The following is a 25,931-nucleotide window of genomic DNA, read 5'->3' on the forward strand; positions in this document are numbered from 1 at the left end:
CGCTCCGCGTCTTTCCCGCGCGGTACAGTCGATGAACGCTGACGCAATGCGCGATTCATGCTATAATGGCTACGGCAAGAAGGCAATAAGGGAGGAATCGATTATGCATATCCGCGGGCAATTAGTGCCGACAATACGCCAATTAAGTCATTGGCCACGGTTTCGGCTGCGGCTTTTTTTTGAAGGTACCCTGGTCGGTATCGTCTCGGGGCTGATCATCAGTCTTTTTCGCTGGGCTCTGGAACAGGGAACGGCCCTTCGGATATCCGTATATACAGTTTTGCAGCAAGGAGGCTTGCCGGAGAATATCGCCTGGTTTCTCTTGCTCATTGCCGCCGGATATCTCCTCCATCGGACCGTCGTTTACGAACCGGATGCCGGCGGCAGCGGCATTCCGCAGGTAAAAGGCGTCATTTCCGGCGTTATCCGTATGCGCTGGCTGCGTATTCTGTGGGTTAAGCTGTTTAGCGGCGTACTGGGCATAGGCCTCGGCCTTTCGCTGGGACGGGAAGGACCGTCAATCCAGATCGGCGCCGTAACAGCTCAGGGGATCAGCCGTTTTTTCGGCCGGACGCGTATGGAAGAACGGTATTTGATTACGGCCGGCGCCAGCGCCGGACTTGCCGCCGCTTTTAACGCGCCCTTGGCAGGCGTGATTTTCGCTTTGGAGGAGCTCCATCGTAATTTTTCCGGCGTCGTGTTGGCGCCGGCTATGGCGGCGGCATTAATGGCAACGATGGTTTGCCGTTTTATTTTCGGAAAGGATTCAATCTTTCAGTTCGGCATGTTGCCGCATTTTCCGCTGCGTTACATGTGGATCGCCCTGATCGTCGGCCTTGTCGCCGCGTTTTTGGGACAACTCTTTAATAAGGGGCTCCTGTCCATGTCGAAATTCTACGGAACGGCTTTTTTCCGCAGCGGTTGGACTCGCGTTTCCTTTGCGCTGGTGACGGCCGGCGTGTTGGGCTATATTCTGCCGGACGTATTGGGCGGCGGTAATGATCTGATCAACAGAATGCATGAAATGCCTCTTTCTTTAGGCCTGTTTCTCTTGCTCCTCATCGGCAAGTACCTGTTCACGTTTATCAGCTACGGCTGCGGCGTACCGGGCGGCTTTTTTTTGCCGATGCTCGTTCTCGGCGCGCTTTCGGGAAGCGTCGTCGGCATCTGCCTGATTCAGCTGGGACTGATGGAACCGGCTTACTTATCCAATATCGTTGTTATTTCCATGGCGGCCTTCTTCACGGCTTCCGTTCATTCGCCGATTACCGGTACGATACTGATCATGGAGATGACCAATTCCTACGACCATCTTCTGGTCCTCTGCACGGCTTCGCTTATTGCGCTGATTGCAGCTAAACTTGGCGGCGGCGAGCCGATCTACGATGTCCTCCTGCAGCGGTTGCTGAAAAAAGGGGGGCCTTCGGCGATTGACGATGGAGAACGTAATATTTTTGAACTTACCGTTGCCAGCGGCAGTCGCGCAGACGGCAGGTTTATCGGACATATCGAATGGCCCGGCCATGTTGCCCTGATTGATGTCAAACGCGGTCACGAGGAGATTGTTCCGGACAACAAAGTAAGATTGCAGGCGGGAGATTATATTTATATTCTCACCGATTCGCCAGGTGCGGCGGAAGCGGTCAGGAGTCTCGTGGAAAAAGAAAATGCATAATAATTATAAAAATTATTACCTGGTGATAAAAATAAAAGGAAAACGATGTTTAAAATACAGATTATCATCTGTTTTCAGAATCAAAATATAAAATAAAAATTCAAAATGAATGTGTTAATATTTATTTTTTTGACTTACGAACCTGTTTTTTGCTATAATCGACGTGTGCCGATTTTTTGTATACAATTGTGAGGTGGTTTTTTGAATAAACGAATACGAATACTTTTCACAGCATTGTTTATTTTTGTTTGTTCCGCTGTAGTGTATGCGAAACTTGATGTAGGAATGACTGGCGCTGAAGTACAGAGCGTACAATATATGCTCAGCGATACGGGGTATTTAACCGGGGGAGCGGATGGTGTGTTTGGAAGCGGTACACAGGCAGCTGTAAAGCGGTTCCAAGCAGATCACGGATTAACGGTAGACGGAATCGTAGGCACACAGACGATGGCTGCGTTGTCTGCTGCGAGCGACCGGGAGGTCAGGGCAGATTCGCAAGGTCAAAGTCAGAAAAAGATAGTTATGGAAGCAACGGCATACTCGGCTGAAGATCCGGGAAATTGCGGGGTCACCGCCATGGGGCATCAGTTGAAACGAGGCTGTGTATCGGTAGATCCGAATGTCATTCCCTTAGGCAGTCGGCTGTATATTGAAGGATACGGCTATGCCGTAGCCGATGATACGGGCGGTTCGATCGTCGGCAATCGCATTGACTTGGCCATGGATTCTAACGCGGAGGCGTTGAATTTCGGCCGGAAGGACGTCGTCGTCCACGTGTTGTAGTTTTTTGTTAGATGATAAAAAGGAGAGGCGAGAGTCTCTCCTTTTTCCTTGTCTGGGGACGATTGAAAAAATTCGGTAAAGTTTATTCCCCCATTTCTCCGAAAAAAGATATATTTTCCCCTTGTTTTATGGTATCCTAAAACAGGTGTTACGGTAATTCATTGCAAGGAGGTTTTTGCATAATGAATGATATAATCGCGTTGATTCTGGCAGCCGGCAAGGGGACAAGAATGAAATCCAAATTGCCGAAAGTGCTGCATAAAGTCGGCGGTGTGCCTATGGTGGAACGCGTGCTGCATACGGCGCAGGCTGCAGGCACGACACGACAGATCGTCGTTGTCGGGTTCGGCGGCGACCTGGTTCGGGATTCTTTGCGCAATCAGGCTGAAACGGCAGTACAGGCGGAACAGTTGGGAACCGGTCATGCCGTATTGCAGGCGGAGCCGCTGCTGCAAGGCATATCGGGAACGCTTTTGGTAACGTGCGGCGATACGCCGCTGCTCCGAACGGAAACGCTCGACGCTTTGCTGGCACAGCATTTGCAAACGCAGGCTGCGGCTACCGTTCTGACGGCTCGGCTGCCGGACCCTTCCGGGTATGGCCGCGTGATTCGCGGTGCCGGCGGGCAGGTCGCCAAAATCGTTGAACAGAAAGATGCAACGCCAGATGAACTGGCCGTTACGGAAGTGAATGCCGGTATCTACTGTTTTGCAATACCTCTGCTCTGGGAGCTGCTGCATGACTTGAAAAACGATAATGCGCAAGGCGAGTATTACCTGACCGACATCATCGGCATGTTGACGGAACGAAAAGCCGTCGTCGGCGCCGTCGCCGCTGCCGATTATGCGGAAACGCTAGGTGTCAATTCCCGCCAGCAGCTGGCTGCGGCAGAAGCGATTCTGCGCCGCCGCAAACTTGACGAACTGCTGACCGCCGGCGTTTCGATCATTGATCCGGCGAGTACATACGTCGATACGACGGTTACTGTCGGCCGGGATACGGTATTATATCCCGGTACGATCCTGGAAGGGCGGACGACGATCGGCGAAGACTGTCAGATCGGTCCGTATGTGCGTATGACGAATGTTGTTATGGGCGATAACGACTGCCTCCAATTTACGTATGCACATGATTGTGAAATCAAAAATGGCTGTGAGATCGGCCCGTTCGTCCATTTTCGACCCGATACGATTGTCGGCAACGGGGTTAAAGTCGGCAACTATATGGAAGTGAAAAATTCGAAAATCGGTGACGGTACAAAGTTACCGCATTTGAGTTATATCGGTGACAGCGATGTCGGCAGCGGCGTCAATATCGGCTGCGGCACGATTACTGTTAATTATGACGGCAAGGTCAAGCATCGCACGACGATTGCAGATCATGCCTTTGTCGGCTGCAACAGCAATCTCGTTGCCCCGGTGACCGTCGGCGAGTACGCTTATGTTGCTGCCGGATCAACGGTTACCAAGGATGTGCCGGAACGGTCTTTGGCCGTAGGCAGAGCGAAGCAGCGCAATATTGAAGGCTGGGTAAAAGAGGATACATATAAGAAATGACCGGCTAATCATGTAGATTTACATTTTAGCATACATGCAGACAGTATTTAGGAGGCTGACGAATGAGTTACGAAGACGGGAAAAAGCTGAAAATTTTTACGGGAAATGCGAATCCGCAGTTAGCAAAGGAAATTGCCGCTTATTTGGGTCTGGAATTAGGGAAAGCCTTTGTCGGCAAATTCAATAATGGCGAAGTGCAGATTATGATTGATGAAAGCGTTCGCGGTAAAGACGTGTTTATTGTACAGCCGACCAGCCAGCCGGTGAATGATAACTTAATGGAGCTGCTGATTATGGCGGATGCGCTGAAACGCGCTTCGGCGCGCCATATTACGGCCGTTGTTCCTTATTACGGTTATGCCCGTCAGGATCGTAAGACGCGCGGCCGTGAGCCGATTACTTCGAAGCTCGTCGCCGATTTGATGGTCACTTCGGGAATCACCCGCGTCGTAACGATGGATTTGCACGCAGGACAGATTCAGGGATTTTTCGACATTCCCGTCGATCATCTCGGTTCGGCATCCATTATGGCCAAATATATCAATCAGAAAAAGGAAGATACCGATTTGGGCGACCTTGTCGTCGTTTCTCCCGATCTCGGCGGTGTAACGCGGGCGCGGGATCTGGCTGACCGGGTCAATGCGCCGATTGCCATTATCGAAAAACGCCGGCCCCGTCCCGGTGTTGCTGAAGTCATGAATATCATCGGTAACGTCGAAGGGAAGACCTGTATTATCATCGACGATATCGTCGATACGGCCGGTTCTCTCTGCGGCGGCGCCAAGGCGCTGCATGAACGGGGCGCGTCACGGGTCATTGCAGCCTGTGCTCATGCCGTTTTGACGGATCCTGCCGTACAGCGCATTAACGATTCCTTTATTTCCGAACTGATCATTACCAATACGATTCCCTTGCCGGAAGAAAAGAAGAGCGAAAAGATCAAGGCCCTTTCCGTAGCGCCGCTTCTGGGAGAAGCGATTATGCGTATCTTCCACGACGTTTCTGTCAGCAAGCTCTTTGAAAAGTAAGGAGATGCGCCGGTGCATATGATTGTGGGTCTGGGCAATCCGGGCCGTGAATACGAACGATCAAAACACAATACGGGCTTTTTAGTCGTCGATGAACTGGCGAAGCGTTGGGAAGTGAACTGCTGGCAGTCGAAGATGGAGGCACTGGTGGCGACGGCAACTGTGGGCGGCGAACCGGTTCTTCTCGTGAAACCGCAGACTTACATGAATGAAAGCGGTCGCGCCGTCGGTCCGCTGATGCGCTGGTATAAGATTGATGAACCGGATGTATACGTCATCTATGACGATTTGGATCTGCCCGTAGGCAAATTGCGCATTCGGACGAACGGCAGCGACGGCGGCCATAATGGGATCAAGAGTCTTTTCGCCAACGGCTGTCGTGACTTTACCCGCTTCCGTATCGGTATCGGTCGGCCTTTGCCGCACCGTGACGTCATCGATCACGTCTTGACACCGTTTCCGGAAGAATTGCAGGAACCCTACGGCGCGGGAATTCAAGCGGCGGCGAAGGCTGTCGAGGGTTGTTTGGCACTCGGTGTGAGCAAAGGAATGAATCGGTTTAATCCGAAGAAAAAGAATCGGTGACCAGGTAGGTCGCGTTGCTGCGAGTTGTCGTGACAGTATTTGCCGGGTAGGCGAAAGCGGTACGTCTTTAAAGACGTACCGCTTCTTTGTTCTTTTCGCTATAATCGGAGTTGGAAACGGATTCTTTTGGTAGGTTCGGCTTGTTTCGCTTATGTGCGGATTCGGCGTATTTCTTTTTAGTTTTCGGCGAGCCAATGAGCGGCAGCCAATGCGTGATAGGTAATGATGATATCGGCGCCGGCCCGTTTCATGGACAGGAGGGATTCGAGAACGACGCGCTTTTCGTCGATCCAGCCGTTGGCGGCCGCCGCTTTGACCATGGCATATTCCCCGCTGACGTTGTAGACGGCTACCGGACGGTCGATGCGCTGTCGCGTCTGACTGACGATGTCGAGATAGGTCATGGCCGGCTTGATCATGATGATGTCGGCGCCTTCGGCCAGATCAAGATCCACTTCTTTCTGCGCTTCGCGCGCGTTGGCCGGATCCATCTGATATTGTCTGCGGTCGCCGAATTGCGGCGCCGAATCGGCGGCGTCACGGAAAGGACCGTAGAAGGCGGAGGCATATTTGACGGCGTACGACATGATCGCTGTGTTTTTCAATCCTTTTTCGTCCAGGGCCGTGCGGATGGCGGCGATTCGGCCGTCCATCATGTCTGACGGCGCAATGATGTCGGCGCCGCTTTCGGCTTGGCTGACGGCGATTTTCTGCAGAAGCTCGAGCGTCGCGTCATTGTCGACGTAGCGGCCGTTTAACTTGCCGCAATGGCCGTGTGTCGTGTACTGGCAGAGGCAGACGTCGCCGACGATGATGCTGTCGGGCAGCTCGCGTTTGATGGCCTGCATGGCCTGCTGTACAGGTGAGGTCATATCCCAGGCGGCGGAACCGATGGCGTCTTTATAAGCGGGAAGGCCGAAAATTTCGATGCCGTTAATACCGGCAGCAGCGGCTTTCTTCGCCGTTTCCACGGCGTTGTCTACGGAAAGGTGAAAACAGCCGGGCATGCTGGGGATTTCTTCTTTGATGTTGCTGCCGGCGACGACGAAGACAGGGTAAATAAAATCGTCGGCAGAAAGCGACGTTTCCCGAACGAGGGAACGAAGCGCTGCCGTAAGGCGGAGGCGGCGGGGCCGCAGGGATGGCAAAGGAAGCATTTTTTACTCTCCAATCTCTTGGTTTATTTTAGCGGCTAAGCCGGGAATCGTGTACGTGTCGGCAATGATGCGGGGCGCAAGGCCATATTCGGCGCAGGTCTGCGCCGTGATCGGGCCGATGCAGGCAAAGATCACCCCGGCGAGGCGGCTCTTATCGCCGCCGAGGAATGTCATCAGACTGGTTACGGTTGACGAACTGGTGAAGGTGATGACGTCGACGGCGCCGTCGTCGAGGAGTTGCAGCAGACGGGCTTTGTTTTCTTCGGCAGGAACGGCGCAGTAGGCTTCACAGACATCGACTGCGGCGCCCAGTGCGCGAAGGGTATCGGGCAATACGGAACGGGCCTTGCGAGCTCGCGGCAGCAGTATTCTGGTCGTTGTCGAAATGTGGGGAGCCAGGGCTGCGGCCAATTCTTCGGCGTGATAGTTTTTCGGAATGATGTCGGCGCGAAGGCCGTAAGGCCGTAGCGCGGCGTCGGTAGCGGAACCGATAACGGCGATTTTGGCCTGTCCCAAGGCGCGGCTGTCTTTGCCGCTGGCGGTAAGGCGGTCAAAAAAGGCGTGTACTCCGTTGGCACTGGTGAAAACGATCCATTCATAGGCCGGGAGGGTGTCAATGGCCGTATCCAATGCCGCGTAGGCGTCGGCAGGCGGCGTCAGTCTGATCGTCGGTACTTCGAGGCAGCAGGCGCCCATTTCTTCCAGGGCCGCCGTCAGGGCCGATGCCTGGGCCTGCGTCCTGGTAACGACGATGCGTTTGCCGAAGAGCGGTTTGGTGTCGTACCAGGCAAGGTGACGGCGCAGACCGACGACGGAGCCGACGACGAAGACGGCCGGCGGCTTCAATCTTGCTTTTGCTGCATCGGCCGCGGCGGTTCCCAACGTCGTTGTCAGGACTTCCTGATTGGGCCGCGTACCCCAGCGGACGAAGGCAGCCGGCGTAGACGGAGATTTACCGCAGGCCAGGAGGCGGGCCGTCAGGTGCGGCAGGTGGTGAACGCCCATGAGGAAGATCAACGTGTCAACAGCGCCGGCCAGTTTGTCCCAATGGACGGAAGACGTTGTTTTCAGCGGGTCTTCATGGCCCGTAATGACAGCAAATGACGAAGCTTCGCGGCGGTCCGTTACGGGAATGCCGGCATAGGCCGGTGCGGCAATGGCGGAGGAAACGCCGGGGACGATTTCGAATGGGATTTTTGCCGCCGCCAAGGCAGACGCTTCTTCACCGCCACGGCCGAAGACGAAGGGGTCGCCGCCTTTGAGGCGGACGACGGTCTTTCCGGCGTCGGCTGCGGCAATGAGCAGCGCGTTGATTTCTTCTTGGCGCAATGTATGGCGCGCCGCCGTCTTACCGGCGTAAATCGTTTCCGCATTGGCGGCGAAAGAGAGGAGCCGTTTGTCGGCTAAGCGGTCGTAAACGACGACGTCGGCCCGCTCCAGCAATTCCTTGCCGCGCAGCGTCAGCAGCTTGTAATTGCCGGGACCGGCGCCTACGAGATAAACCGTCCCCGTCATGGTCGCTCTCCTTGGCAAGGGGCGGTAATGCCGAGGCCGGCAAGGACCTCGCGTCCGCCGGAGGCCAGCAGTTCGTCGGCCAGATTCATTGCCAGTCTTTCCGTATCGGCCGTGACCGGGCAAGTCGCTTTACGGCGGTACAGGACCGCGCCGTCGGCAGAAGCGATGACCGCTTCCAGACTGAAGAGGCGGCCGGAGATATGGCCGAAGACGCCGACAGGAACCTGGCAGCTGCCTTCAATACGGCGCAAAAAGGCGCGTTCGGCAGTAACGGTAAGGGCCGTTGAGGGATCGTTGAGACGGTGCAGCATTCGGCGCAGATCGTCGTCACCGCGCCTGGCTTCCACGGCGAGAACGCCCTGCCCGACAGCCGGCAGACAGAGCGCTGTCGGCAAGTATTGCCGGATGCGGTCATCCAGACCGAGACGCTGTAAGCCGGCGGCGGCCAGGATGATGGCGTCATAGTCTCCGGCATCGAGCTTGGACAGCCGGGTAAGGATGTTGCCGCGCAGGTTTTTGATCGTAATGTCGCGGCGGCAGTGCAGAAGCTGCGCGGCGCGGCGCAGGCTGGACGTGCCGACGATGGCGCCGGCAGGCAGTGTTTCAAAGGTTTTATACGTATTGGAGATAAAGGCGTCACGGTGATCGCCGCGTCTTGTCAAGGCGGCGATGCACAGATCAGACGGCAAACTTGTCGGCATGTCCTTCAAACTGTGGACGGCAATATCGATCGTGCCGTTGACCATTTCTTTTTCCAGTTCTTTAATAAATAGCCCTTTACCGCCGATTTTTGCCAGCGGCGCGTCGAGCAGCATATCGCCTGTAGTGACAATCGGTTTGTACTGTATCTGCAGCAGCGGCGCGATTTTTTTTATTTCAGCGCCGATAGAGAGGGCTTGCCGGACGGCAAGTCTGCTTTTCCTGGTGCCGATGACGATGGTTCGGTTTTCTGTCATATGTTCTCCTTCCGGACATCCGTAGCGAACCTGTTCGGATGTCTGTTGCTGATATCATTGCCTGCAGTGCAGACGGTGTACTCGCGGAGCTTCCTGTTAACGCGGCGTAAGAAGGCCGCACGGAGGCGGTCTCTTTTGCAAGGGTAATGATTCCTTTCCGGCCAGCGGCGCCGCCTTATCATTCGAACCGGTAGCGGTCAATTGCATGGCGGAGCCGCGCCTCGGCCGCATCGATATTTCCTGCGGCGACGAGGGCCATGACGTCGTCCGTCAGCGCCTGCCGCCAAAATTGCTGTCTTTCCTGCGGTGTCTTCAATGTTTGTCGCGCTTCCCGGCGAAGTTGAACGAGGCTTTCCAGGAAGAGCCCGTAGCCAGCGCCGATTTCCGCTGCTAAGACCCGGCGAAAATAGCGGGAGAGAGCCGGTGACTTTCCGCTGGTGCCGATCGTGATCAGCAGGTCGCCGCGACGGATGACGGCAGGTGCGGCAAAATCACTGATTGCCGGCACATCACAGACGTTGACCAAGATTCGCCGGCGTCGTGCTTCGGCGGCCGCAGCCCTGTTGACGGCCTGATTATCGGCGGCGCAAATAAGAAGGTCAAAGGCCTTCACGTCGCCGTCGGTATACTCTTTTTTTTGCCAATGCACTTGCCCGCTGTCGGCCAGCAGCCGCAATTCACGACAGAGCAGCGGCGAGATGATCGTCACCTGTGCCTGTGCCGCCAAGAGTCCTTGCACCTTTTGCAGTGCAACGTTGCCGCCGCCGATGACCAGGCAGGGACGGGCTGAAAGAAAAAGGTTGATCGGATACATGAGGAGGTCCCTTCTTTTTGCAAATCATTTCATCAGTATAACAAATATTATAGTATAACAAATATGCGGTAAATGCTATGCCGCAGTTAGAATAAATGATGTTCCGGCATATGAATCAGGCAGGAAACGGCAGCAGATTGACGGAAGAATGCGGAAATAAATTGACAATATCCGTAATTTGGTAAATAATAACAAAAGATGGCATAAAATATTAATGATAACAGAAATCAAGAAATGAGGATGTGGCAAGGTGATGATTTTTTTTCGTAAACGAGTGCTTCCGACTGTAGTGATGGCTTTCTTTCTGCTTCTTGCCGCGGCGGCCGGTAACGGTGTTCAGGCGTATGTGCCGCCGACAGCGGCGGAAGCCGTGTGCATGCTTGATGCAGATACAGGCAAGATACTCTACCGCGTCAATCCCGATAAATGGGTTCATCCGGCAAGTACAACGAAGATCGTCACCTTTATAACGGCATTGGATCAGGGTGGAGATCGCTTGGATGATCAGCTGCAGATTTCGGCGGAAGCGGCCAATACGGAACCTTCCGTGCTGGGTATCAGTCCGAGCGATAAACTCACGATTAAAGAAGCGATGCGCGGCATGATGGTCGTTTCGGGCAACGATGTGGCGGTGGCGGTGGCGCAAACCTTAGGCGGCACTGTCGCAGGTTACGCGGACATGATGAATGCCGAAGCTGCCAAGATGGGGGCCAGGCATACGCATTTTGTCAATCCGAACGGCTTGACGGCGCCCCGCCATTATACGACGGCTGTCGATATGGCGCGTATGGCTGCGTACGGCTTGAAGCATTATCCCGAATTCCGTTATGCTGTTTCGTTGCCTTCTTACACGGTTAAATACATGGACGGTTCGACAAAGTACGTGACGACGACGAACAAGTTTTTGACCGGCGGGTATGAAGGCGCCGACGGCGTCAAAACAGGCTATACGGATGCCGCAGGGCCTTGCCTCGTCGCTTCGGCGACGCGAGGCGGGCATACGTTGGTCGTGGCTTTGTTTAATGACGATAATCGATGGGAAGATGCGCAGGCGATTCTCGACTACGGCTTTCGGCGCTTGCAGACCGGCGTATAACGGCTGCGCAGCGACAAGGGGGGGAGAAGGCATGGCCCGGGTTTTAGTAATTGAAAAAGATGAATTGATTGCCGCCATGGAGCGGGATTTCCTTGAAGACGGCGGTTTTGAAGTAACGGTGACCAAAGATGAAAACGGCGCTGCCAGCGCCGTTGCCAGAGGCAATATAGACGCGATTCTCATCGAGCATGATTTTCCTGCCGAAAAAGGACTGGCCCTGATTCAGCAAGTGCGGGAAAAGACGAATATTCCGATTCTGGCGGTGTCGTCGCTGCAGGACGATGAAGCTGTTTTGCAGGCTCTCGCCGCCGGAATTGACGATTATATCGTAAAGCCCTTCAATCCGACGCTGCTGGTTGCGCGCCTGAAGGCGCATCTGGCAATTCACGACCGGCTTCTGGGCAAGCGGCTGGAAATTGCGGACGGTCATGCGCCTGATATCGAGTGCGGCGATTTGCGGATCTACGTCCGCCGTCGTCAGGTATACAGAGGCGAGCAGGAGATTTTGCTGACGGGAAAGGAATTTAATTTGCTCGTTTTTTTGGCGCGCCATCCCAATCAGGTGTTTTCTAAAAAATACTTGTTTGAAACGATTTGGCATCTTGATGCTTATGGCGAGATGGCTACGGTAACGGTTCACGTCAACCGGCTCCGCGATAAGCTGAATGAGGTGGAACCGGAATTTACGGCTATTGAAACCGTATGGGGCAACGGCTATCGGTTTCGACTTTCTCCATAAAAATAATACCGCATACGATACTCGTATGCGGTATTATTTTTATGGAGAGCCGGATTAGGCTGCTGTAAGGTAAGGCTCAATAATTTTCGTTCAAAAGTTCAAAAAATGCTTGCGGATGGGCACAGACGGGACATACGTCAGGCGCTTCGGGGCCTTCGAAAATAAATCCGCAATTACGGCAGACCCAGGTCTTGGATTCGTCTCGTTTAAAGGCTTTGCCGCTCTTGATGTTATCGAGCAAAGCGCGGTAGCGTTCTTCGTGATGTTTTTCGATGGCGCCGACTTTGTCGAAGAGGTTGGCAATGTGGTCAAAGCCTTCTTCACGGGCTGTCTTGGCGAAGCCGGGATACATTTCCGTATTTTCGTAGCATTCACCGGCGGCAGCGTCATTCAGGGCGCCGTCAACGTCGGGCATACCGTTGTGGAGAAGCTTGAACCAGATTTTGGCGTGTTCCTTTTCGTTGCCGGAAGTTTCTTCGAAGAAAGCCCGCACCTGTTCATAACCGGCTTTTTTAGCAACGCTGGCGTAATACTGGTACTTCGTATGGGCCTGCGATTCGCCGGCAAATGCAGCCAGTAAATTCTGTTCCGTCTTGCTTCCTTTAAGATCCATGGTAAAGAACCTCCTTTATTAACTAATAACTAATATTTATTATAGCTACATTATTATTATTATTATACTTGATATGGGAGAAAAATCAAGGTTTCCCTGTAAAATCCGAATATTACAAAAATTTTTCTGAGCTGCATTTCAGCGGAAACGTTCTTGCCGCAACGCTTTATGGCAGCGCCGGCTGACGTAGGAGGTAATCAGAAGGGCGAGAAAAATCGCTGCGGCAACGGCGATCATCGTGGCCAGCTGAAGATCGGGAAGGGGTAGGACAGTGGCATAATTGGGAATATAGTAGATGCCGACGGCAAAGAGGATGGACAGAACCAGTGCGATGCAAAGCAAGGCGCTGAGCAGGCTGAAAATCTTTCCGACTATCGCGTAAAAGGAACGGGTAACGGCTGTCGCCGCCTTATTCATCGCGCTCCGCTCCGGCGGTGCGGCGCCGCCGTCTGCGGCAGGTGATGAAACCGCATCGTTAGCTGTTTTTACGTGTAATTCATCCATGGCGTATCGCTCCTGTCTGTATGAAGATGTTCTGCCGGTTCCGGCGGCTTGATCATAAAGGCCCCGCGGTGCAAGGCGGTTCGCGTCGGCAGCATATCGGGGATTCAGTTTCGCATTGTCGGCGCGGACAATGGGCTGTCCCATATAATAACGGTAAATATTTTTCGGCGAGCCCAGCTGATAACAGGTTTCCTCTTCCGGTATGCCGCGTTTGTCGCCGAGACGGAATTGCTCTTCGCAATCTTCTAAGATTCCCTTCAGATCATCGGGATCGCACTTGCGGAAGTAATAACGCAGTAAATCCATGAACTCATATTTTTGCACGATTCAACCCTTCTGTCCGTTTTTCTCCTTTTCGTACAATTGCTGACAAGTTGCACCGACTTGCCACGAAGCGACGGCAAGAACCATTAAAAGGATCAGAAAAATAAAAACGAAGATTGTCGGCATGGGCGGCAGAAATCTGATCGCTGCCAACGGCTCTTGCGAAGTGGCGATACAGAAGGCCGTCCAGACCAATAACGACACGGTAGTCAGCGAAAAAAGCGTTCCCAAGCCGTAAAGCGTACGATAAATCAACTTGTAATATGCAGGTGTTCCGGCTGCCATAGAAGACCTCCTTTTCGCCGTACAGCGCAATAACCAATTCTATAGTACCATAGTTTGTATATCGTTTCCACCATTTCCGCCGATAACTTGCATCGCTGCCGCACATACGGTAAGATAAGAACATATGCAGTGATTATCTGTGAGGAGTCAGTATGGAAATTATTTTCAATCATCCCTTTTGGCAAGGAATGGCAGCGTCTTTTTTGGAACGGGGAAGCCGTATCGCCTTGCTCCTTGTCGGCTTGTTCATCGTACATGCAGTCATTGCGCACGTTCTCGGCGGCGCGCTCCGTTTTCGCTTCGAGAATCTGTCATCGGAGCAGCAGCGCCGGCAGACGACGCTGCTTAAACTGGCGGAGCATTTCATAACGGTATTTTTTTGTTTTGTCGCCGTCGTCATGGTGCTCAACGAACTTTCCGTCGATACGACGTCACTGCTGGCCGGCGCGGGAATTATCGGCTTGGCTATCGGCGTCGGTGCGCAAAGTCTGGTTAAGGATTTTGTGGCCGGGTTCTTTATCATCGCCGAAAACCAGTATTCCATCGGCGATTTTGTTACTATCTGTGAGCATACGGGCACCGTTATGGAAGTTACCTTCCGCACGACGAAGCTCCGTTCTGCCGATCAGGTTCTGCATATTATTCCGAACGGCCTTATTGCCGTTGTCAGCAATTATACGAAAAATCTCTATTTGGCAACGGTACGCATTGCCGTTGAACAGACGGCCGACCCGGACACGGTCCTGGTGGTTTTGACTGCGGCACTGGCGGCATTGTCGGAACGGTACGCGTCGGTAGAGGCCGGCGGCAGTATTGGCGGCATCAGCCGGATGGACGGCAATCAGTTCCTGTATGAAGTATATCTTCCTGCCCAACGGACAGAGGCGGCAGCTGTTTGTGCCGCTTACCGCTATGAAGTGGCTAAAGGGTTTTCGCAAAAACATATCTTGTTGTCCGATTTTATCGTGGCCTCAGGTTTGCCTGGACAGTAAAGGAGTTTGTATGGCTGATTTTGTTCGTTATCAGGTCGGAGATGTTGTTCGGCTGAAAAAGGCTCATCCCTGCGGATCTGCTGAATGGGAAGTATTGCGTATCGGCGTCGATTTCGTTATCCGCTGCTGCGGCTGCGGTCACCGTGTCATGGTACCGCGGCCGAAGTTTGAGAAGGCGGTCAGGAAAATTGTGACATCCGCCGCCGGTGCTGACGAGAAATGACCGTCTTTGACGGCATTCGGCCACAGCGCCGCGGCGCGTTTCTTCCGCCGGGCGCACGTCTTGCCGCTTAGTTATAAAGTTGTGCAATAAATCTGTTCAACAAGTGTTGTATTTCTCTGGGAGTGTGGTATAATATGCAACATAAATTCTTTAACAATTTAATGTAATAAAGAAAAGATAATTTGAGGAGATGTTTTCGTTGCAATACGATACCCTTGACGGTGTGAAGATGCTGCGCCATGACGAGATGAAAAATTACGAACGGATCCAGCGGCAGATCACCAAGGTTTTACAAGTACACGGCTGCAAAATTATCGAAACGCCGAGCTTTGAAGACTACGATGTCTATCAGCAATTTTTTCCCGACTTACGCCGTGAAATGGTGAAAACCATTGATACAGACGGCCGGGTTCTCGTACTGCGGCCTGACGTGACGCTGCCTCTCGTTGAAACGGCGGCGCGGGAGTTTCCTGAAAAAAACAGGCTGCTGAAGTTCGGCTATGTGAGTACGGTCTTTCGCGAGTACTGCGGTAAAACGGCGTACGGAAAAGAATTTTTGCAAGGCGGCGCGGAAATTTTCGGTGACGGCAGTGCCGAATGTGACGGCGAAGTTGTCGTGATGGCTGCAGAAATATTAATGGCTCTCGGCGTAGATGATATTCGCATCGATATGGGAACGGCCGCCTATACGCAGGCGCTGTTTTCCGGTTTGCAAATAGCAGAGAAGGAAAAAAAGAAATTGCGCCGCCTCTTGAATGAGCGGAATCTGGTCGCTTTTGCAGCGTATGCAGATACGCTGCCGTTATCGGAGACGGAACGGCAAGCGCTGAATGCCATGCCCGTTCTCTTCGGTTCTTATGAGGAAACGTTGGCGAAAGCCCGCAGCTATTGTTTAAATCCGGCAATGCAGGCGGCGCTGGATCGCTTGGAGGCGGTGTACGCCTATGTTGACGCTGCCGGTTATCGGGATAAGGTGTATTTGGACTTCGGCTTTACAAGTCCGCTCGGCTATTATACGGATATGATTTTCAAAATATACGTGGCCGGTGCTTCGTACGACGTTATCGACGGCGGCCGGTATGACGACGTGTCGGCTTGTTTCGGCACGCCGCGGCCGGCGTGCGGTTTCGGAATGAACATTAACCTTTTATACGAATTTATGGATGATGCCGGCCTTTTGGCGGGAACGGAACCGACCTTGCAATTGCTCATCCGTTACGACCGCAGCGATCGGCGGCTTGCGTCTCAACTTGCGTCCTGGCGGCGACGGGGGTACCGCGTCGCCGCCTGCGGCACCGGCTGTCTTGTTGACAAGCGCGATTACAGTTTGGCGGCGGAGTATACTGAAGGAAACTATTATCGTCAGGGACAGGTTCTATCTCCGGAAGAATTGGAAGAATTGATAAGGGGGCTTTGCGATGGCGCTTCATATTGCCTTGGCTAAGGGACGTATTCATAAGGCCGTCATGAACTGTTTGCGAGACAGCGGCTATGACTTTTCAACGTACGCTGAAGACAGTCGCAAATTAATATTTGAAGATACCGGCAAAGCCCTCAAGGTGACTCTGGTGAAGTCGCCTGATGTGGCTGTTTATGTCGAGCGCGGCGCCGCCGATATCGGCATCGTCGGCGAAGATGTACTGGCCGAAGACTGTGCCGGTGCGGCCGTCTATGAGGTGTTCGATCTGGGAATCGGCCGCTGCCGCATGGCTGTCGCCGCTCCGCAGGGACGGAGCATCGACCGGAGCCGCCGTCTGACGGTCGGTACAAAGTATCCGCGCTTGGCTCGGCAATACTTCGCCGCCAAACATCACAGCGTGGATATTATCAAGCTGAACGGCTCTGTTGAGCTGGCGCCTCTGGTCGGGTTGGCCGACGTCATCGTCGATATTGTGGAGACAGGCAATACGCTGAAAGCAAACGGGCTGGAAGTATTGGCGTATTTCATGGATTTCAGTGCCCGCATGATCTGCAATAAGGTGGCTTTCAAGGTAAAATATGAGGAAATTCAGCATTTGATTACCATTATTGGCAGGAAAGAGATACAATAAGGTCATAGGGGGAGATGATGTCATGGAATGGATAGAAGTGCCTGAAGAAGGATTTTCCCTGCAAGAGATACGTCGCTATACCCGGCGCGGTCAAGCAGGTGACGACGAGATACGCGGCGATGTTGAAGCCGTTCTGGCTGCCGTCAAGGAGCGGGGCGACGCGGCGTTAAAGCAATTTACCGAGCGTTTTGACGGTGTTCGTCTGGACCGTTTTTTGGTTTCGGAGACGGAAATCGCGGCGGCGCGGGAACAGGTCGGCGCCGGTTTTTTAGCTGTCCTTGAAGAAGGAAAGCGGAATATCGAGGCTTATCACAGAAGGCAGGTGCAGGAGTCGTGGGTCGATACCTTTCGTGACGGCGTCCGGCTCGGGGCCCGTTATACACCGATTCAGCGTGTCGGCGTTTATGTGCCTGGCGGTACCGCGGCGTATCCGTCGACGGTGTTGATGGACGCAGTTCCCGCCAAAGTGGCGGGCGTTCCGTCCATTGCCATTTTTACACCGCCTGCTGACGATGGCAGTGTCAATCCGTATATTTTGGCGGCAGCTTCCGTTGCCGGCGTTTCGGAGATTTATAAAGTCGGCGGCGCACAGGGCATCGCCGCCGCGGCTTACGGTACGGAAACGATCGCTCCTGTCTTTAAGATCGTCGGGCCCGGCAATGCGTATGTGGCCATGGCGAAACGGCTGGTTTTCGGTACTGTCGGCATCGATATGATTGCCGGGCCCAGTGAAGTCGGTATTCTGGCCGATGACACGGCGCATCCCGAATGGATTGCCGCCGACCTGTTGGCCCAGGCGGAGCATGACAGTCGCGCCGCCGTTTTTCTGGCGACACCGAGCCGGGCCTTGGCGGCAGCTGTTGAAAAGGCTGTCGCCGCGCAGCTGGAAACATTGCCGCGGCGCCGGATTGCCTCCGCGGCGCTGGCATGTTACGGCAAGATCTTCATTACGACTACGCGGGAAGCCGCCGTCGCCGTCATGAACCTGATCGCACCGGAGCATCTGGAGATCGTCTTTGCCGATGCGGAGACCTATGTCCGGGACATCGTCAATGCCGGCGCCGTTTTTATCGGTCCCTATACGCCGGAGCCGCTCGGCGATTATATCGCCGGTCCCAATCACACGTTGCCGACTATGGGAACCGCCGCGTTTTCATCGCCTTTAGGCGTCTATGATTTTGTCAAGCGAACCAGTATACTGCAATACGACAAGGACGCGTTTGCCGCCGTTGCCGCTGCAGTGATGACTTTTGCCGACGTAGAAGGACTGCAAGGTCACGGCGCGGCCGTAAGGAGGAGGATGACAAATGAATAATCGCTGGCTACGAGATACGATTCGTAATTTGGAACCGTATGCTGTTCCTGTCGTTCGGGAGTCTATCGTCATCAATGCCAATGAAAGTCCGTATAATATCTTTGACTTTCCGGCCGTACGAGCTGAATTTTTCAGTCGACTCAGAAGTCTGGCGTCTAATCGGTATCCCGATCCGATGGCGCAGGAACTTTGCGCCGTTTTGGCCGCGTATGCAGGGGCCGCGCCGGATCAGATTCTGGCCGGCAACGGCGGTGACGAAATTATCGGTTTAGTGCTGCATACCTTCGTCAACCCCGGCGACGATGTATTGATTCACTCGCCGACTTTTGACGTCTACGGTATTGTCGCCGCTTCGCTGGGAGCTAATGTTTGCGCCGTTCCCGACGATCATGATTTTCAGCGCAACGCAGACGTTTTCAGAAAGACTGTTCACGCGATGCAGCCGAAGGTGACATTTATCTGCAATCCGAACAACCCGACGGGGCATCTTTGGCCGCTTGAAGATATTGCCGCTATTGCCGCCGCATCCGACAATCCCGTCGTCGTCGATGAGGCGTACGTGGAATTTTCCGGTCAGGACAGTGCCGTTTCGCTGCTGAAAAAGCATGATAACCTCATCATCATTCGCACGCTGTCAAAGGCGTTCGGTCTCGCCGGCTTCCGTATCGGCTATGCCGTCGCCGGGAAACGGGTCATCAATGCGCTGACGTTGACGAAAGAAGCCTATAATCTCAACAGTGTCAGCCAATTGATGGGAATCGTAGCGGTGGGGCACAGCGAGGAAATCTTGCGGCAGACCGTTCCGACTGTAGTTGCCAACAGGACGTACCTGACTGCAGAATTGAACCGGTTGGAGGGGATCCGTGCCTACGACAGCGCCGCCAATTTCATTTTGGTCAAGGTCCCGGACGGACCGGCTGTCACCGCGGCTCTGAAGCGTGCCGATATCTGCGCCCGCGTATATGGCGACGGCGTTTTGGCCGACTGCATCCGTATCAGTGTCACGACGCGGGAGGTAGCGGAGCTTTTGATCGCTGTTTTCAGTGGAGGGAAACATTATGCGTAGCGCGCAAGTAGAACGGGAAACGGCGGAAACGCAGATCGCCGTCAGCCTTGATCTGGATGGCACCGGTAATTTTGCCGGGACGACGGGAATCGGGTTCTTCGATCATATGCTGAACCTTTTCGCCTGTCACAGCGGTATTGACGTGACGCTTCATGTTCACGGCGATCTCGACGTCGATACACACCATACGCTGGAGGATTTGGCTATCGTTATGGGAGACGCGTTGACGAAGGCCTTGGGGGATAAGCGCGGCATTCATCGTTACGGCCTGTTCTATTGTCCGATGGACGAAGCGCTGACCCGCGTCGTCATCGATTTGAGCGGCAGGCCGTATCTTGTTTTTGACGTGTCTCTGGGCGTCGAACGGATCGGCGACTTTGAAACGGAAATGCTGCGGGAATTCCTTTATGCGTTTGCCGTACACGGTAAGATGAATCTCCATGTGACGAACTTGTACGGCGCCAATGCGCACCACATTGTGGAGTCCGTTTTTAAAGGGCTGGGACATGCGCTGCAAGAAGCGGTGCGCATGGAGGGGGACGGGACGGCCATCCTTTCGACGAAGGGGGTTCTTTAGCCATGAAGATCGCCATTATCGATTACGGCGTCGGCAACATTGCCAACGTGTACAATGCCTGGCGGCGAATCGGTGTTTCCGCCGTCGTCACGCGCGATGCCGCCGTCATTCGTTCGGCAGATATGATCGAACTGCCCGGCGTCGGCGCTGTTCGCGACGCGTTGGCTAATTTGCGGCGTTATGAATTGATTCCCCTTTTGCAGGAAGAAGTCGGCAAAGGCAAATTTTTTGTCGGCGTTTGTCTGGGCATGCAGCTGCTTTTTGAAAAGGAATACGAAGGCGGAGAAGCCGAGGGACTCGGGTTTTTACCAGGCTCCGTCGTACCCTTTCGGATCGCCCTGAAGGTGCCTCACATGGGGTGGAACGAGTTGTCCTTCCGCCGTCCCCATTGGCTGCAGGAGAAGCTGCCGCCGCGCCCGTACGTTTATTTTGTGCATTCTTACTATAAGACGCCTGTCGATTCGGACGACGTCATTGCTGTCGCCGCGTATGAACATGACGTGCCTGCCGTCTGCGGCCGCGATAACATTCTCGGCATGCAGTTTCATCCTGAAAAAAGCGGCTCCGTCGGTGAACAGATTTTGCGAAATATAGCGGCGTACGCAAGGAAAGGATAAAGAGATGATCGTATTTCCGGCAATAGATATACAAAAAGGAAAGGCTGTCCGCCTGCGTCAGGGCGTCGCCGAGGACAGCACCGTCTATTTTGACGATCCCGTTCAGGCAGCCGTAAAATGGTGCGACGAAGGGGCGTTGTTTTTGCATGTCGTCGATCTGGACGGCGCCTTTTCCGGCGCTTCGGAAAATGCCGACGTCATTGAAGCCATTTGCGACGCCGTCGATATTCCCGTTGAAGTGGGCGGCGGCATTCGCACGGAAGAGACGATAGAAGATTACCTGGAACGCGGTGTGAGCCGCATTATTATCGGTTCGAAAGCGGCTGAAGACGAGTCGTTTTTGATCGACATGGCACAAAAGTATGCGTCCAGCCTGGCTGTTTCCATCGATGCCAGGAACGACGTTGTTGCTACGCACGGTTGGGTCGACGGCAGCGATAAAAAAGTCATTCCCTTTGCGCGTTTTCTGCTTTCCATCGGCATCCGGACGCTCGTATACACCGATATCGGTCGCGACGGTATGTTGACGGGGCCGAATCTGGATATGCTTGAAAAACTGCAGCAGCTGCCTTTTATCCGACTCATCGCTTCCGGCGGCATCAGCAGCATCGAAGATTTGAAGACGTTGCGGCGTCTCGGATTGTATGGCGCGATTACGGGCAAGGCCTTATACGAGGGCAGGCTGACGATGGCAGAAATTCGTTCGTTGCGGGGGATGTAATATGCTGGCAAAACGTATTGTTCCTTGTCTCGACGTACGTGACGGACGCGTCGTCAAGGGCAGACAGTTCAAGGGAATTCAGGACGTCGATGATCCCGTGAAATTAGGGAAGTTTTATTCGAACCAATCTGCCGATGAACTGGTTTTTTACGACATTACGGCGACCCATGAAAAGCGGGGGATTTTTATCGATGTTGTCCGCGCTGTGGCGGAAACGATTACGATTCCTTTCACCATCGGCGGCGGCATTGGCAGCGTCGGTGATTTTCAGAATGTGTTGCAGGCGGGAGCCGATAAGGTATCGGTCAATTCCGCCGCTGTCCGTTCGCCGGTCCTGATTCGATTGGCCGCGGAGCGCTTCGGCAGCCAGTGTGTCGTCCTGTCGATCGACGCGAAGCGGTGCGGCGACGACAGGTGGCGCGTTTTTGTTGACGGCGGCCGTACGGACACGGGCCTTGACGCACTGCAATGGGCGAAGGAGGGCGTGGCGCTAGGCGCCGGTGAAATTTGTCTCAACTCCATTGACGGCGACGGTGAAAAACGAGGTTTTGACTTAGCCTTGAACAGTCTTTTTGCCAGGGAACTGTCCGTGCCGATTATCGCTTCCGGCGGCGCCGGAACAATGGAGGACTTTCGCAATGTCTTTGCAACCGGCGTTGATGCGGCGTTGGCCGCTTCGGTCTTTCATTTCGGACAGATAGCGATTCCGGAGCTGAAACGGTATCTGTCCGGTACGGGCTTACCGATGAGAGAGGTGGGAGAATGATGGAAACTGCAGGGTTGGATACGATCCGGTATGACAGCCGCGGCCTGGTTCCCGCCATTGTACAGGAGGCGCGAAGCGGGGCGGTGCTGATGTTGGCCTATATGAATGCCGAGTCGTTGGCGAAAACGCTGGCAGACGGCGAAACCTGGTTTTACAGCCGCAGCCGCCGGAAGTTGTGGCATAAAGGCGAGACTTCAGGACATTTTCAGCGAGTGAAAGCTATTGCCGTCGACTGTGACAGCGATACGATCTTGCTCCAAGTGGAACAGATCGGCGCCGCCTGTCATACAGGCAACAAAACTTGCTTCTATCGTGCCTTGGCGGGAGCGGAAGGGTTGTATACGGGAAGTCCGGCCGTTCTGCATGCGCTCCACGAAGAGATCGTCAAAAAAAAGAAGCATCCTACGGAGAAGTCGTATACGGCGTACCTATTGCGGGAAGGAATGGATAAGATCTGCAAGAAAATAGGCGAAGAAGCGGCGGAAGTCGTGATTGCCGCCAAGAATGCGGATTATCGCGGCGACGATCCGTCTTTGCGTCAGGAGGTTTGCAAGGAATCGGCGGATCTGCTGTATCACCTTTCCGTCCTTTGGGAAGCGGCGGGAGTCGATGTTAACGAAGTCATGCGCGTTTTGGAATAACGGTCTCACGTCGAAGGGAATAAGAAGACTGCCGGCCATTTGGACAAGACCTTTTGAGGCGCCGATGAAAACGGTTATTTTTGATGTAGACGGCGTTCTTCTCAGTGAAGAGCGATATTTTGACGTGACGGCGTTGACCATATGGGAATGGTTATACAGTCCGTCTTATATGGGACTTGACGGTGCAGCCGTTCATTTTGATGTTTCTGACGGCGAGATTACCGCATTACGGCATCAGCTGTTCGGCGCTGACGCCGTCCTGTCCTGGCTGAAGGGACATGGCGTAAACAGTAACTGGGACATGGTCCATGCCTATCTCGCCGTCACGCTGCTCTTGTTGGCGAGAGACTGCCGGCGGCAGCGCGGCAAGAGCGATTTCGTGCCGCCGTTGACGCAGGAGGCGGTGACGATTTTGGGACGGAACTGGCGTGGTCTGTCGGTACCGCCGGCGGCGGAGATCCTCGCGGCTTTGGCGGCGGCAGTACCGGCCGATGCCGACAAGGATGGCGTTTTTGCCGCGCTGACGGCGCAGGCAGTCGATGAATTGGGAGCGTCAGCGGCGTCCTGGCTGCCTCTTCGTTCGCCCTTCTGGCAACTCCATGTCAATGTCTTTCAGCACTGGTATTTCGGCGATGACCTGTATGCCGAGACCTATGGCGGACAGCCGCTTCAATCGGGAAAGGATGGCTTCCTGACACGGGAGCGGCCGTTGGCGCCGGCGACGGCGATACGGGAAATGTTCGTAACGCTGAAGGAGCGGGGCTATACATTGGCTGTTGCCACAGGCAGGTCGACGGCGGAAACGATGATTCCTTTCCGAACGTATCATTGGCTGGAAGCATTCGACAAGAGCCACATGGCGACGGCCAGTGATGTTGCCGCCGCCTCAAAGCAGCTGGGGCGTTCCCTTGATAAACCGCATCCCTTTGCCTACTATTTGGGAGCCTTCGGCAACGTGCCGGAACGGTACGGCGACTATGTTGAGATGCCGGAACGGTTTCTGAACGGCACCTATTATGTTGTCGGCGATTCGTTGGCCGATGTTCTGGGCGCCCGCTCAATGGGGGCGGTCATGATTGCAACCTTGACGGGACTTGAAGGCGAAGCGGCGCGACCCATGTTTGAACGGGAAGGCGCAGACTTCATCGTTGCCAAGGTTACGGACATTTTGGCAATCCTGACCTGACAGGCAGATGGAAGCGTTCTGCCGACGACAAGGGCCGCAACAGCAGGGAGAAAGAACACCTGCTGTTGCGGCCCTTGTTCGTTTATCGGAATGCCCGTCATTTTTCGTAAGATAACGTATTTTTCAGAAATGTTCCCAGACGGAGTTCACGGAAACATTCCTGCAACTCTTCCGGCGTATTCATGACGATGGAACCACCCCAGGCGACGGCTTCGTCGAGACGTCGCGAGCTCATAAAAAGGACTTGTGCGCCCTGATGGCTGGCAGTTAAGGTGACGGCGTCGCCCGGCGAAAGTTTGGCCGCCGTCTTTTCCGGAAGTGTTTCGGCGCCGACGGTGATACTGCCTGTCAGCGTGAAAATCATGACGGACGCATCCGTTTTCGTATCGACAGTGAAGGCGGCGTTGCCGTTGATGTGGATATCATAATAATCCAGCGGTAAATAGCGGCCCTGAAATCCCTGATGCTGTAAATAGCTGCCTGCCAGCAGGCGAAGGAAGCCGCCTGCAAAGGGAATTTCTTCGATTTTTTCAGCAGTGATCGCATGGTAACTCGGCGGCGCCATTTTATCTTTTTGCGGCAAATTCAGCCATAACTGAACGCCGAGCATCCGTTTTGTCGGCGGCAGCTGTTCTTCATGCAAAATACCGGAGCCGGCGGTCATCCATTGGACGCCGCCGTCACTGACCGTATCGGCTGATCCGAGGCTGTCTTTGTGTCGCATAGCGCCTTTATAAACGTAGCTGATCGTCTCAATGCCGCGGTGCGGGTGCATAGGAAAACCGGCTGTGTAATCGGCGGGATCGGTACTGTCAAAGGAATCGAGCAGCAAGATCGGATCGTAGGCGTCTGTCGTCGTATTGTCAAGGACGCGGACTAACCGGACACCGGCGCCGTCCGTCGTATGAACGCCGCAGACGGTATGAATAACGGATCGTTGTTTTTTTGGCATAAATAATCACTCCTTAGAGCTGTGGCAGGAAGGTCGCGCCGGTTCAGCGGCAAAACTGCGGTCAACAAGATGCGTAAGGCATGGACAACGGTTGCCAGCCGGTAACTTCACTGATGCCGAGTCCCGGCGCTTCAGGCAGGAGAAGCATGTCTTCTTCATAACGGATGCCGCCGATGATGGGGTCGGTTTCCTGCAGGTCTGCGGCATCGAGATCGTTCCGGCCGATCGTACCGCATCCTGCCGATAAAGCGGCAGCCGCCGTAACGCCGATCTTGCTTTCCAGCATACAGCCCATCATGGTGCCGATTCCGGCGGCTGAGGCCAAGGCGGCGATCTTGGCGGCTTCCGCGAGGCCGCCGGCTTTGATCAGTTTGATGTTCAGCAGATCGCAGGCGCGAAGCGCCAGCAGCCGAAAAGCGTCCGGCGCGCTGAAACACGATTCATCGGCCATGATATCTGTGGCGACATGGTCGGTAACAAATTTTAAACCGTCAATGTCGTGGGCGCGGACGGGTTGTTCAATGAACTCGATAGAAAAATCGGCGTCTTCAAAGGCGCGGATGAGGCGGACAGCCTCTTTCGGTTTCCAACCCTGATTGGCGTCAAGGCGGAGACGGATCCCGGGACCGAGTGCGCTGCGGACGGCGCGGATCCGTTGAAAATCGAGGGCGGCATCGGTGCCGACTTTGATTTTCAATGTTCCATACCCGCTTTTTACGGCAGCCAGCGCGTCTTTTACCATCGTTTCCGGTTCATTGATGCTGATTGTCAGATCGGAAGAGACCGTGTTGGCGGCGCCGCCGAAGAAGCGATACAAGGGCATGCGATAATGCTGGCAAAATAAGTCGTGGACAGCGATATCGACGGCTGCCTTGGCGGAAGTGTTGTGCGCCATGGCGGTCTGGATAAGCAGACGGATTTCCTGCAGATCCTCAATGTTGGAGCCCTTTATTTTCGGCGCGATCACAGTGCCGATGGCGGCGGCAATGGCGGTCAGGCTGTCGCCTGTTATCGCGAGCGTCGCCGGCGCGTTGCCGTAACCGACGTGCCCGTCGTCGGTAATGATCTTGACGACGAGATCTTCCGCGTCCGTTACCTGGCGCAGCGCCGTCCGAAAGGGCCGCTTCAAGGGAATTTTGACGATACCGAGCTGAATATCCGTAATCTTCATAAGCGCATCAGTCTCCTCTGCAT

Annotated in this window: 28 protein-coding genes; 19 read left to right on the top strand and 9 right to left on the bottom strand. The window is 54.3% G+C overall.

Going from position 1 to position 25,931, the window contains the following annotated elements; genetic code table 11:
- The first annotated feature begins 103 nt into the window (after nucleotides 1-103).
- The 5 genes from C0977_RS02895 (at nucleotide 104) to pth (ending at nucleotide 5,627) form a co-directional block, all read left to right on the top strand.
- A complete protein-coding gene (locus C0977_RS02895) occupies nucleotides 104-1,675 on the top strand; it encodes a ClC family H(+)/Cl(-) exchange transporter (RefSeq protein ID WP_101912388.1) in 1,572 nt (523 codons plus the stop codon).
- A gap of 201 nt (nucleotides 1,676-1,876) precedes the next feature.
- The gene (locus C0977_RS02900) at nucleotides 1,877-2,458 is read left to right on the top strand and encodes a peptidoglycan-binding protein (RefSeq protein ID WP_234987551.1); all 582 of its coding nucleotides are present in this window, start codon (nucleotides 1,877-1,879) and stop codon (nucleotides 2,456-2,458) included.
- Between the two features lie 182 nt (nucleotides 2,459-2,640).
- The gene (gene glmU / locus C0977_RS02905) at nucleotides 2,641-4,014 is read left to right on the top strand and encodes a bifunctional UDP-N-acetylglucosamine diphosphorylase/glucosamine-1-phosphate N-acetyltransferase GlmU (RefSeq protein WP_101912389.1); all 1,374 of its coding nucleotides are present in this window, start codon (nucleotides 2,641-2,643) and stop codon (nucleotides 4,012-4,014) included.
- 62 nt (nucleotides 4,015-4,076) lie between these two features.
- The gene (locus C0977_RS02910) at nucleotides 4,077-5,042 is read left to right on the top strand and encodes a ribose-phosphate diphosphokinase (protein WP_023053783.1); all 966 of its coding nucleotides are present in this window, start codon (nucleotides 4,077-4,079) and stop codon (nucleotides 5,040-5,042) included.
- 18 nt (nucleotides 5,043-5,060) lie between these two features.
- Nucleotides 5,061-5,627, top strand: a complete 567-nt coding sequence (pth, locus tag C0977_RS02915) for an aminoacyl-tRNA hydrolase (RefSeq protein WP_036242885.1) — start codon at nucleotides 5,061-5,063, stop codon at nucleotides 5,625-5,627.
- A gap of 176 nt (nucleotides 5,628-5,803) precedes the next feature.
- Here pth and hemB read toward each other — a convergent pair whose 3' ends face one another.
- From hemB to C0977_RS02935, 4 genes are all read right to left on the bottom strand, one after another.
- Nucleotides 5,804-6,784 (bottom strand): porphobilinogen synthase, encoded by a 981-nt coding sequence (hemB, locus tag C0977_RS02920; protein ID WP_023053770.1) that lies wholly within the window; start codon nucleotides 6,782-6,784, stop codon nucleotides 5,804-5,806.
- A gap of 3 nt (nucleotides 6,785-6,787) precedes the next feature.
- The gene (cobA, locus tag C0977_RS02925; RefSeq protein ID WP_101912390.1) at nucleotides 6,788-8,299 is read right to left on the bottom strand and encodes a uroporphyrinogen-III C-methyltransferase; all 1,512 of its coding nucleotides are present in this window, start codon (nucleotides 8,297-8,299) and stop codon (nucleotides 6,788-6,790) included.
- Nucleotides 8,296-9,255, bottom strand: a complete 960-nt coding sequence (gene hemC / locus C0977_RS02930) for a hydroxymethylbilane synthase (RefSeq protein WP_101912391.1) — start codon at nucleotides 9,253-9,255, stop codon at nucleotides 8,296-8,298. The genes cobA and hemC overlap by 4 nt, the downstream gene beginning before the upstream one ends.
- 178 nt (nucleotides 9,256-9,433) lie before the next feature.
- Nucleotides 9,434-10,069 (bottom strand): precorrin-2 dehydrogenase/sirohydrochlorin ferrochelatase family protein, encoded by a 636-nt coding sequence (locus tag C0977_RS02935; RefSeq protein WP_101912392.1) that lies wholly within the window; start codon nucleotides 10,067-10,069, stop codon nucleotides 9,434-9,436.
- A gap of 253 nt (nucleotides 10,070-10,322) precedes the next feature.
- Between C0977_RS02935 and C0977_RS02940 the strand changes: the two genes are divergently transcribed.
- A complete protein-coding gene (locus tag C0977_RS02940) occupies nucleotides 10,323-11,165 on the top strand; it encodes a D-alanyl-D-alanine carboxypeptidase family protein (protein ID WP_036242867.1) in 843 nt (280 codons plus the stop codon).
- 31 nt (nucleotides 11,166-11,196) lie between these two features.
- Nucleotides 11,197-11,904 (top strand): response regulator transcription factor, encoded by a 708-nt coding sequence (locus C0977_RS02945; protein WP_023053885.1) that lies wholly within the window; start codon nucleotides 11,197-11,199, stop codon nucleotides 11,902-11,904.
- Between the two features lie 76 nt (nucleotides 11,905-11,980).
- Here C0977_RS02945 and rbr read toward each other — a convergent pair whose 3' ends face one another.
- From rbr to C0977_RS02960, 3 genes are all read right to left on the bottom strand, one after another.
- Nucleotides 11,981-12,517 (bottom strand): rubrerythrin, encoded by a 537-nt coding sequence (rbr, locus tag C0977_RS02950; RefSeq protein ID WP_101912393.1) that lies wholly within the window; start codon nucleotides 12,515-12,517, stop codon nucleotides 11,981-11,983.
- Between the two features lie 138 nt (nucleotides 12,518-12,655).
- The gene (locus C0977_RS02955) at nucleotides 12,656-13,345 is read right to left on the bottom strand and encodes an HAAS domain-containing protein (protein WP_101912394.1); all 690 of its coding nucleotides are present in this window, start codon (nucleotides 13,343-13,345) and stop codon (nucleotides 12,656-12,658) included.
- Between the two features lie 3 nt (nucleotides 13,346-13,348).
- Nucleotides 13,349-13,630 carry a hypothetical protein gene (locus C0977_RS02960; protein ID WP_023053870.1) on the bottom strand — a complete coding sequence of 94 codons (282 nt, stop codon included), beginning with the start codon at nucleotides 13,628-13,630 and terminating at the stop codon, nucleotides 13,349-13,351.
- A 152-nt stretch (nucleotides 13,631-13,782) separates the two neighbouring features.
- On the opposite strand from C0977_RS02960, the gene C0977_RS02965 reads away from it, so the two are divergent.
- The 12 genes from C0977_RS02965 (at nucleotide 13,783) to C0977_RS03020 (ending at nucleotide 23,785) form a co-directional block, all read left to right on the top strand.
- On the top strand, nucleotides 13,783-14,622 hold the full coding sequence (locus C0977_RS02965) for a mechanosensitive ion channel family protein (protein WP_200814200.1): 840 nt from the start codon (nucleotides 13,783-13,785) through the stop codon (nucleotides 14,620-14,622).
- Between the two features lie 10 nt (nucleotides 14,623-14,632).
- Nucleotides 14,633-14,845: a DUF951 domain-containing protein gene (locus C0977_RS02970; RefSeq protein ID WP_023053882.1), complete on the top strand. Its 213-nt coding sequence runs from the start codon at nucleotides 14,633-14,635 to the stop codon at nucleotides 14,843-14,845.
- Nucleotides 14,846-15,044: 199 nt separating this feature from the next.
- Nucleotides 15,045-16,289: an ATP phosphoribosyltransferase regulatory subunit gene (locus C0977_RS02975; RefSeq protein WP_101912395.1), complete on the top strand. Its 1,245-nt coding sequence runs from the start codon at nucleotides 15,045-15,047 to the stop codon at nucleotides 16,287-16,289.
- On the top strand, nucleotides 16,264-16,896 hold the full coding sequence (gene hisG / locus C0977_RS02980; RefSeq protein WP_101912396.1) for an ATP phosphoribosyltransferase: 633 nt from the start codon (nucleotides 16,264-16,266) through the stop codon (nucleotides 16,894-16,896). The genes C0977_RS02975 and hisG overlap by 26 nt, the downstream gene beginning before the upstream one ends.
- A gap of 22 nt (nucleotides 16,897-16,918) precedes the next feature.
- Entirely contained in the window at nucleotides 16,919-18,211 is a 1,293-nt protein-coding gene (hisD, locus tag C0977_RS02985; RefSeq protein ID WP_101912397.1) for a histidinol dehydrogenase, read from the top strand.
- Entirely contained in the window at nucleotides 18,204-19,277 is a 1,074-nt protein-coding gene (gene hisC / locus C0977_RS02990; RefSeq protein WP_101912398.1) for a histidinol-phosphate transaminase, read from the top strand. The genes hisD and hisC overlap by 8 nt, the downstream gene beginning before the upstream one ends.
- Nucleotides 19,270-19,854 (top strand): imidazoleglycerol-phosphate dehydratase HisB, encoded by a 585-nt coding sequence (hisB, locus tag C0977_RS02995; RefSeq protein ID WP_101912399.1) that lies wholly within the window; start codon nucleotides 19,270-19,272, stop codon nucleotides 19,852-19,854. The genes hisC and hisB overlap by 8 nt, the downstream gene beginning before the upstream one ends.
- Nucleotides 19,855-19,856: 2 nt before the next feature.
- Nucleotides 19,857-20,471, top strand: coding sequence for an imidazole glycerol phosphate synthase subunit HisH (gene hisH / locus C0977_RS03000; RefSeq protein ID WP_023053764.1), 615 nt, complete (start codon nucleotides 19,857-19,859; stop codon nucleotides 20,469-20,471).
- A 4-nt stretch (nucleotides 20,472-20,475) separates the two neighbouring features.
- Nucleotides 20,476-21,192, top strand: a complete 717-nt coding sequence (gene hisA / locus C0977_RS03005) for a 1-(5-phosphoribosyl)-5-[(5-phosphoribosylamino)methylideneamino]imidazole-4-carboxamide isomerase (protein ID WP_023053818.1) — start codon at nucleotides 20,476-20,478, stop codon at nucleotides 21,190-21,192.
- Between the two features lies 1 nt (nucleotide 21,193).
- A complete protein-coding gene (gene hisF, locus C0977_RS03010; RefSeq protein WP_101912400.1) occupies nucleotides 21,194-21,958 on the top strand; it encodes an imidazole glycerol phosphate synthase subunit HisF in 765 nt (254 codons plus the stop codon).
- A complete protein-coding gene (gene hisIE / locus C0977_RS03015; protein WP_234987552.1) occupies nucleotides 21,955-22,599 on the top strand; it encodes a bifunctional phosphoribosyl-AMP cyclohydrolase/phosphoribosyl-ATP diphosphatase HisIE in 645 nt (214 codons plus the stop codon). The genes hisF and hisIE overlap by 4 nt, the downstream gene beginning before the upstream one ends.
- Nucleotides 22,568-23,785 (top strand): HAD hydrolase-like protein, encoded by a 1,218-nt coding sequence (locus tag C0977_RS03020; RefSeq protein ID WP_234987553.1) that lies wholly within the window; start codon nucleotides 22,568-22,570, stop codon nucleotides 23,783-23,785. The genes hisIE and C0977_RS03020 overlap by 32 nt, the downstream gene beginning before the upstream one ends.
- A gap of 97 nt (nucleotides 23,786-23,882) precedes the next feature.
- Here the strand turns inward: C0977_RS03020 and C0977_RS03025 are convergent, their stop codons facing one another.
- Complete coding sequence (locus C0977_RS03025) at nucleotides 23,883-24,737, bottom strand: pirin family protein (protein ID WP_101912403.1); 855 nt, start codon at nucleotides 24,735-24,737, stop codon at nucleotides 23,883-23,885.
- Nucleotides 24,738-24,798: 61 nt separating this feature from the next.
- A complete protein-coding gene (locus C0977_RS03030; RefSeq protein ID WP_101912404.1) occupies nucleotides 24,799-25,908 on the bottom strand; it encodes a dipeptide epimerase in 1,110 nt (369 codons plus the stop codon).
- Nucleotides 25,909-25,931 lie beyond the last annotated feature (23 nt).

It is taken from the genome of Megasphaera vaginalis (ex Bordigoni et al. 2020), assembly GCF_900240295.1.
Taxonomy (GTDB): domain Bacteria; phylum Bacillota; class Negativicutes; order Veillonellales; family Megasphaeraceae; genus Megasphaera; species Megasphaera vaginalis.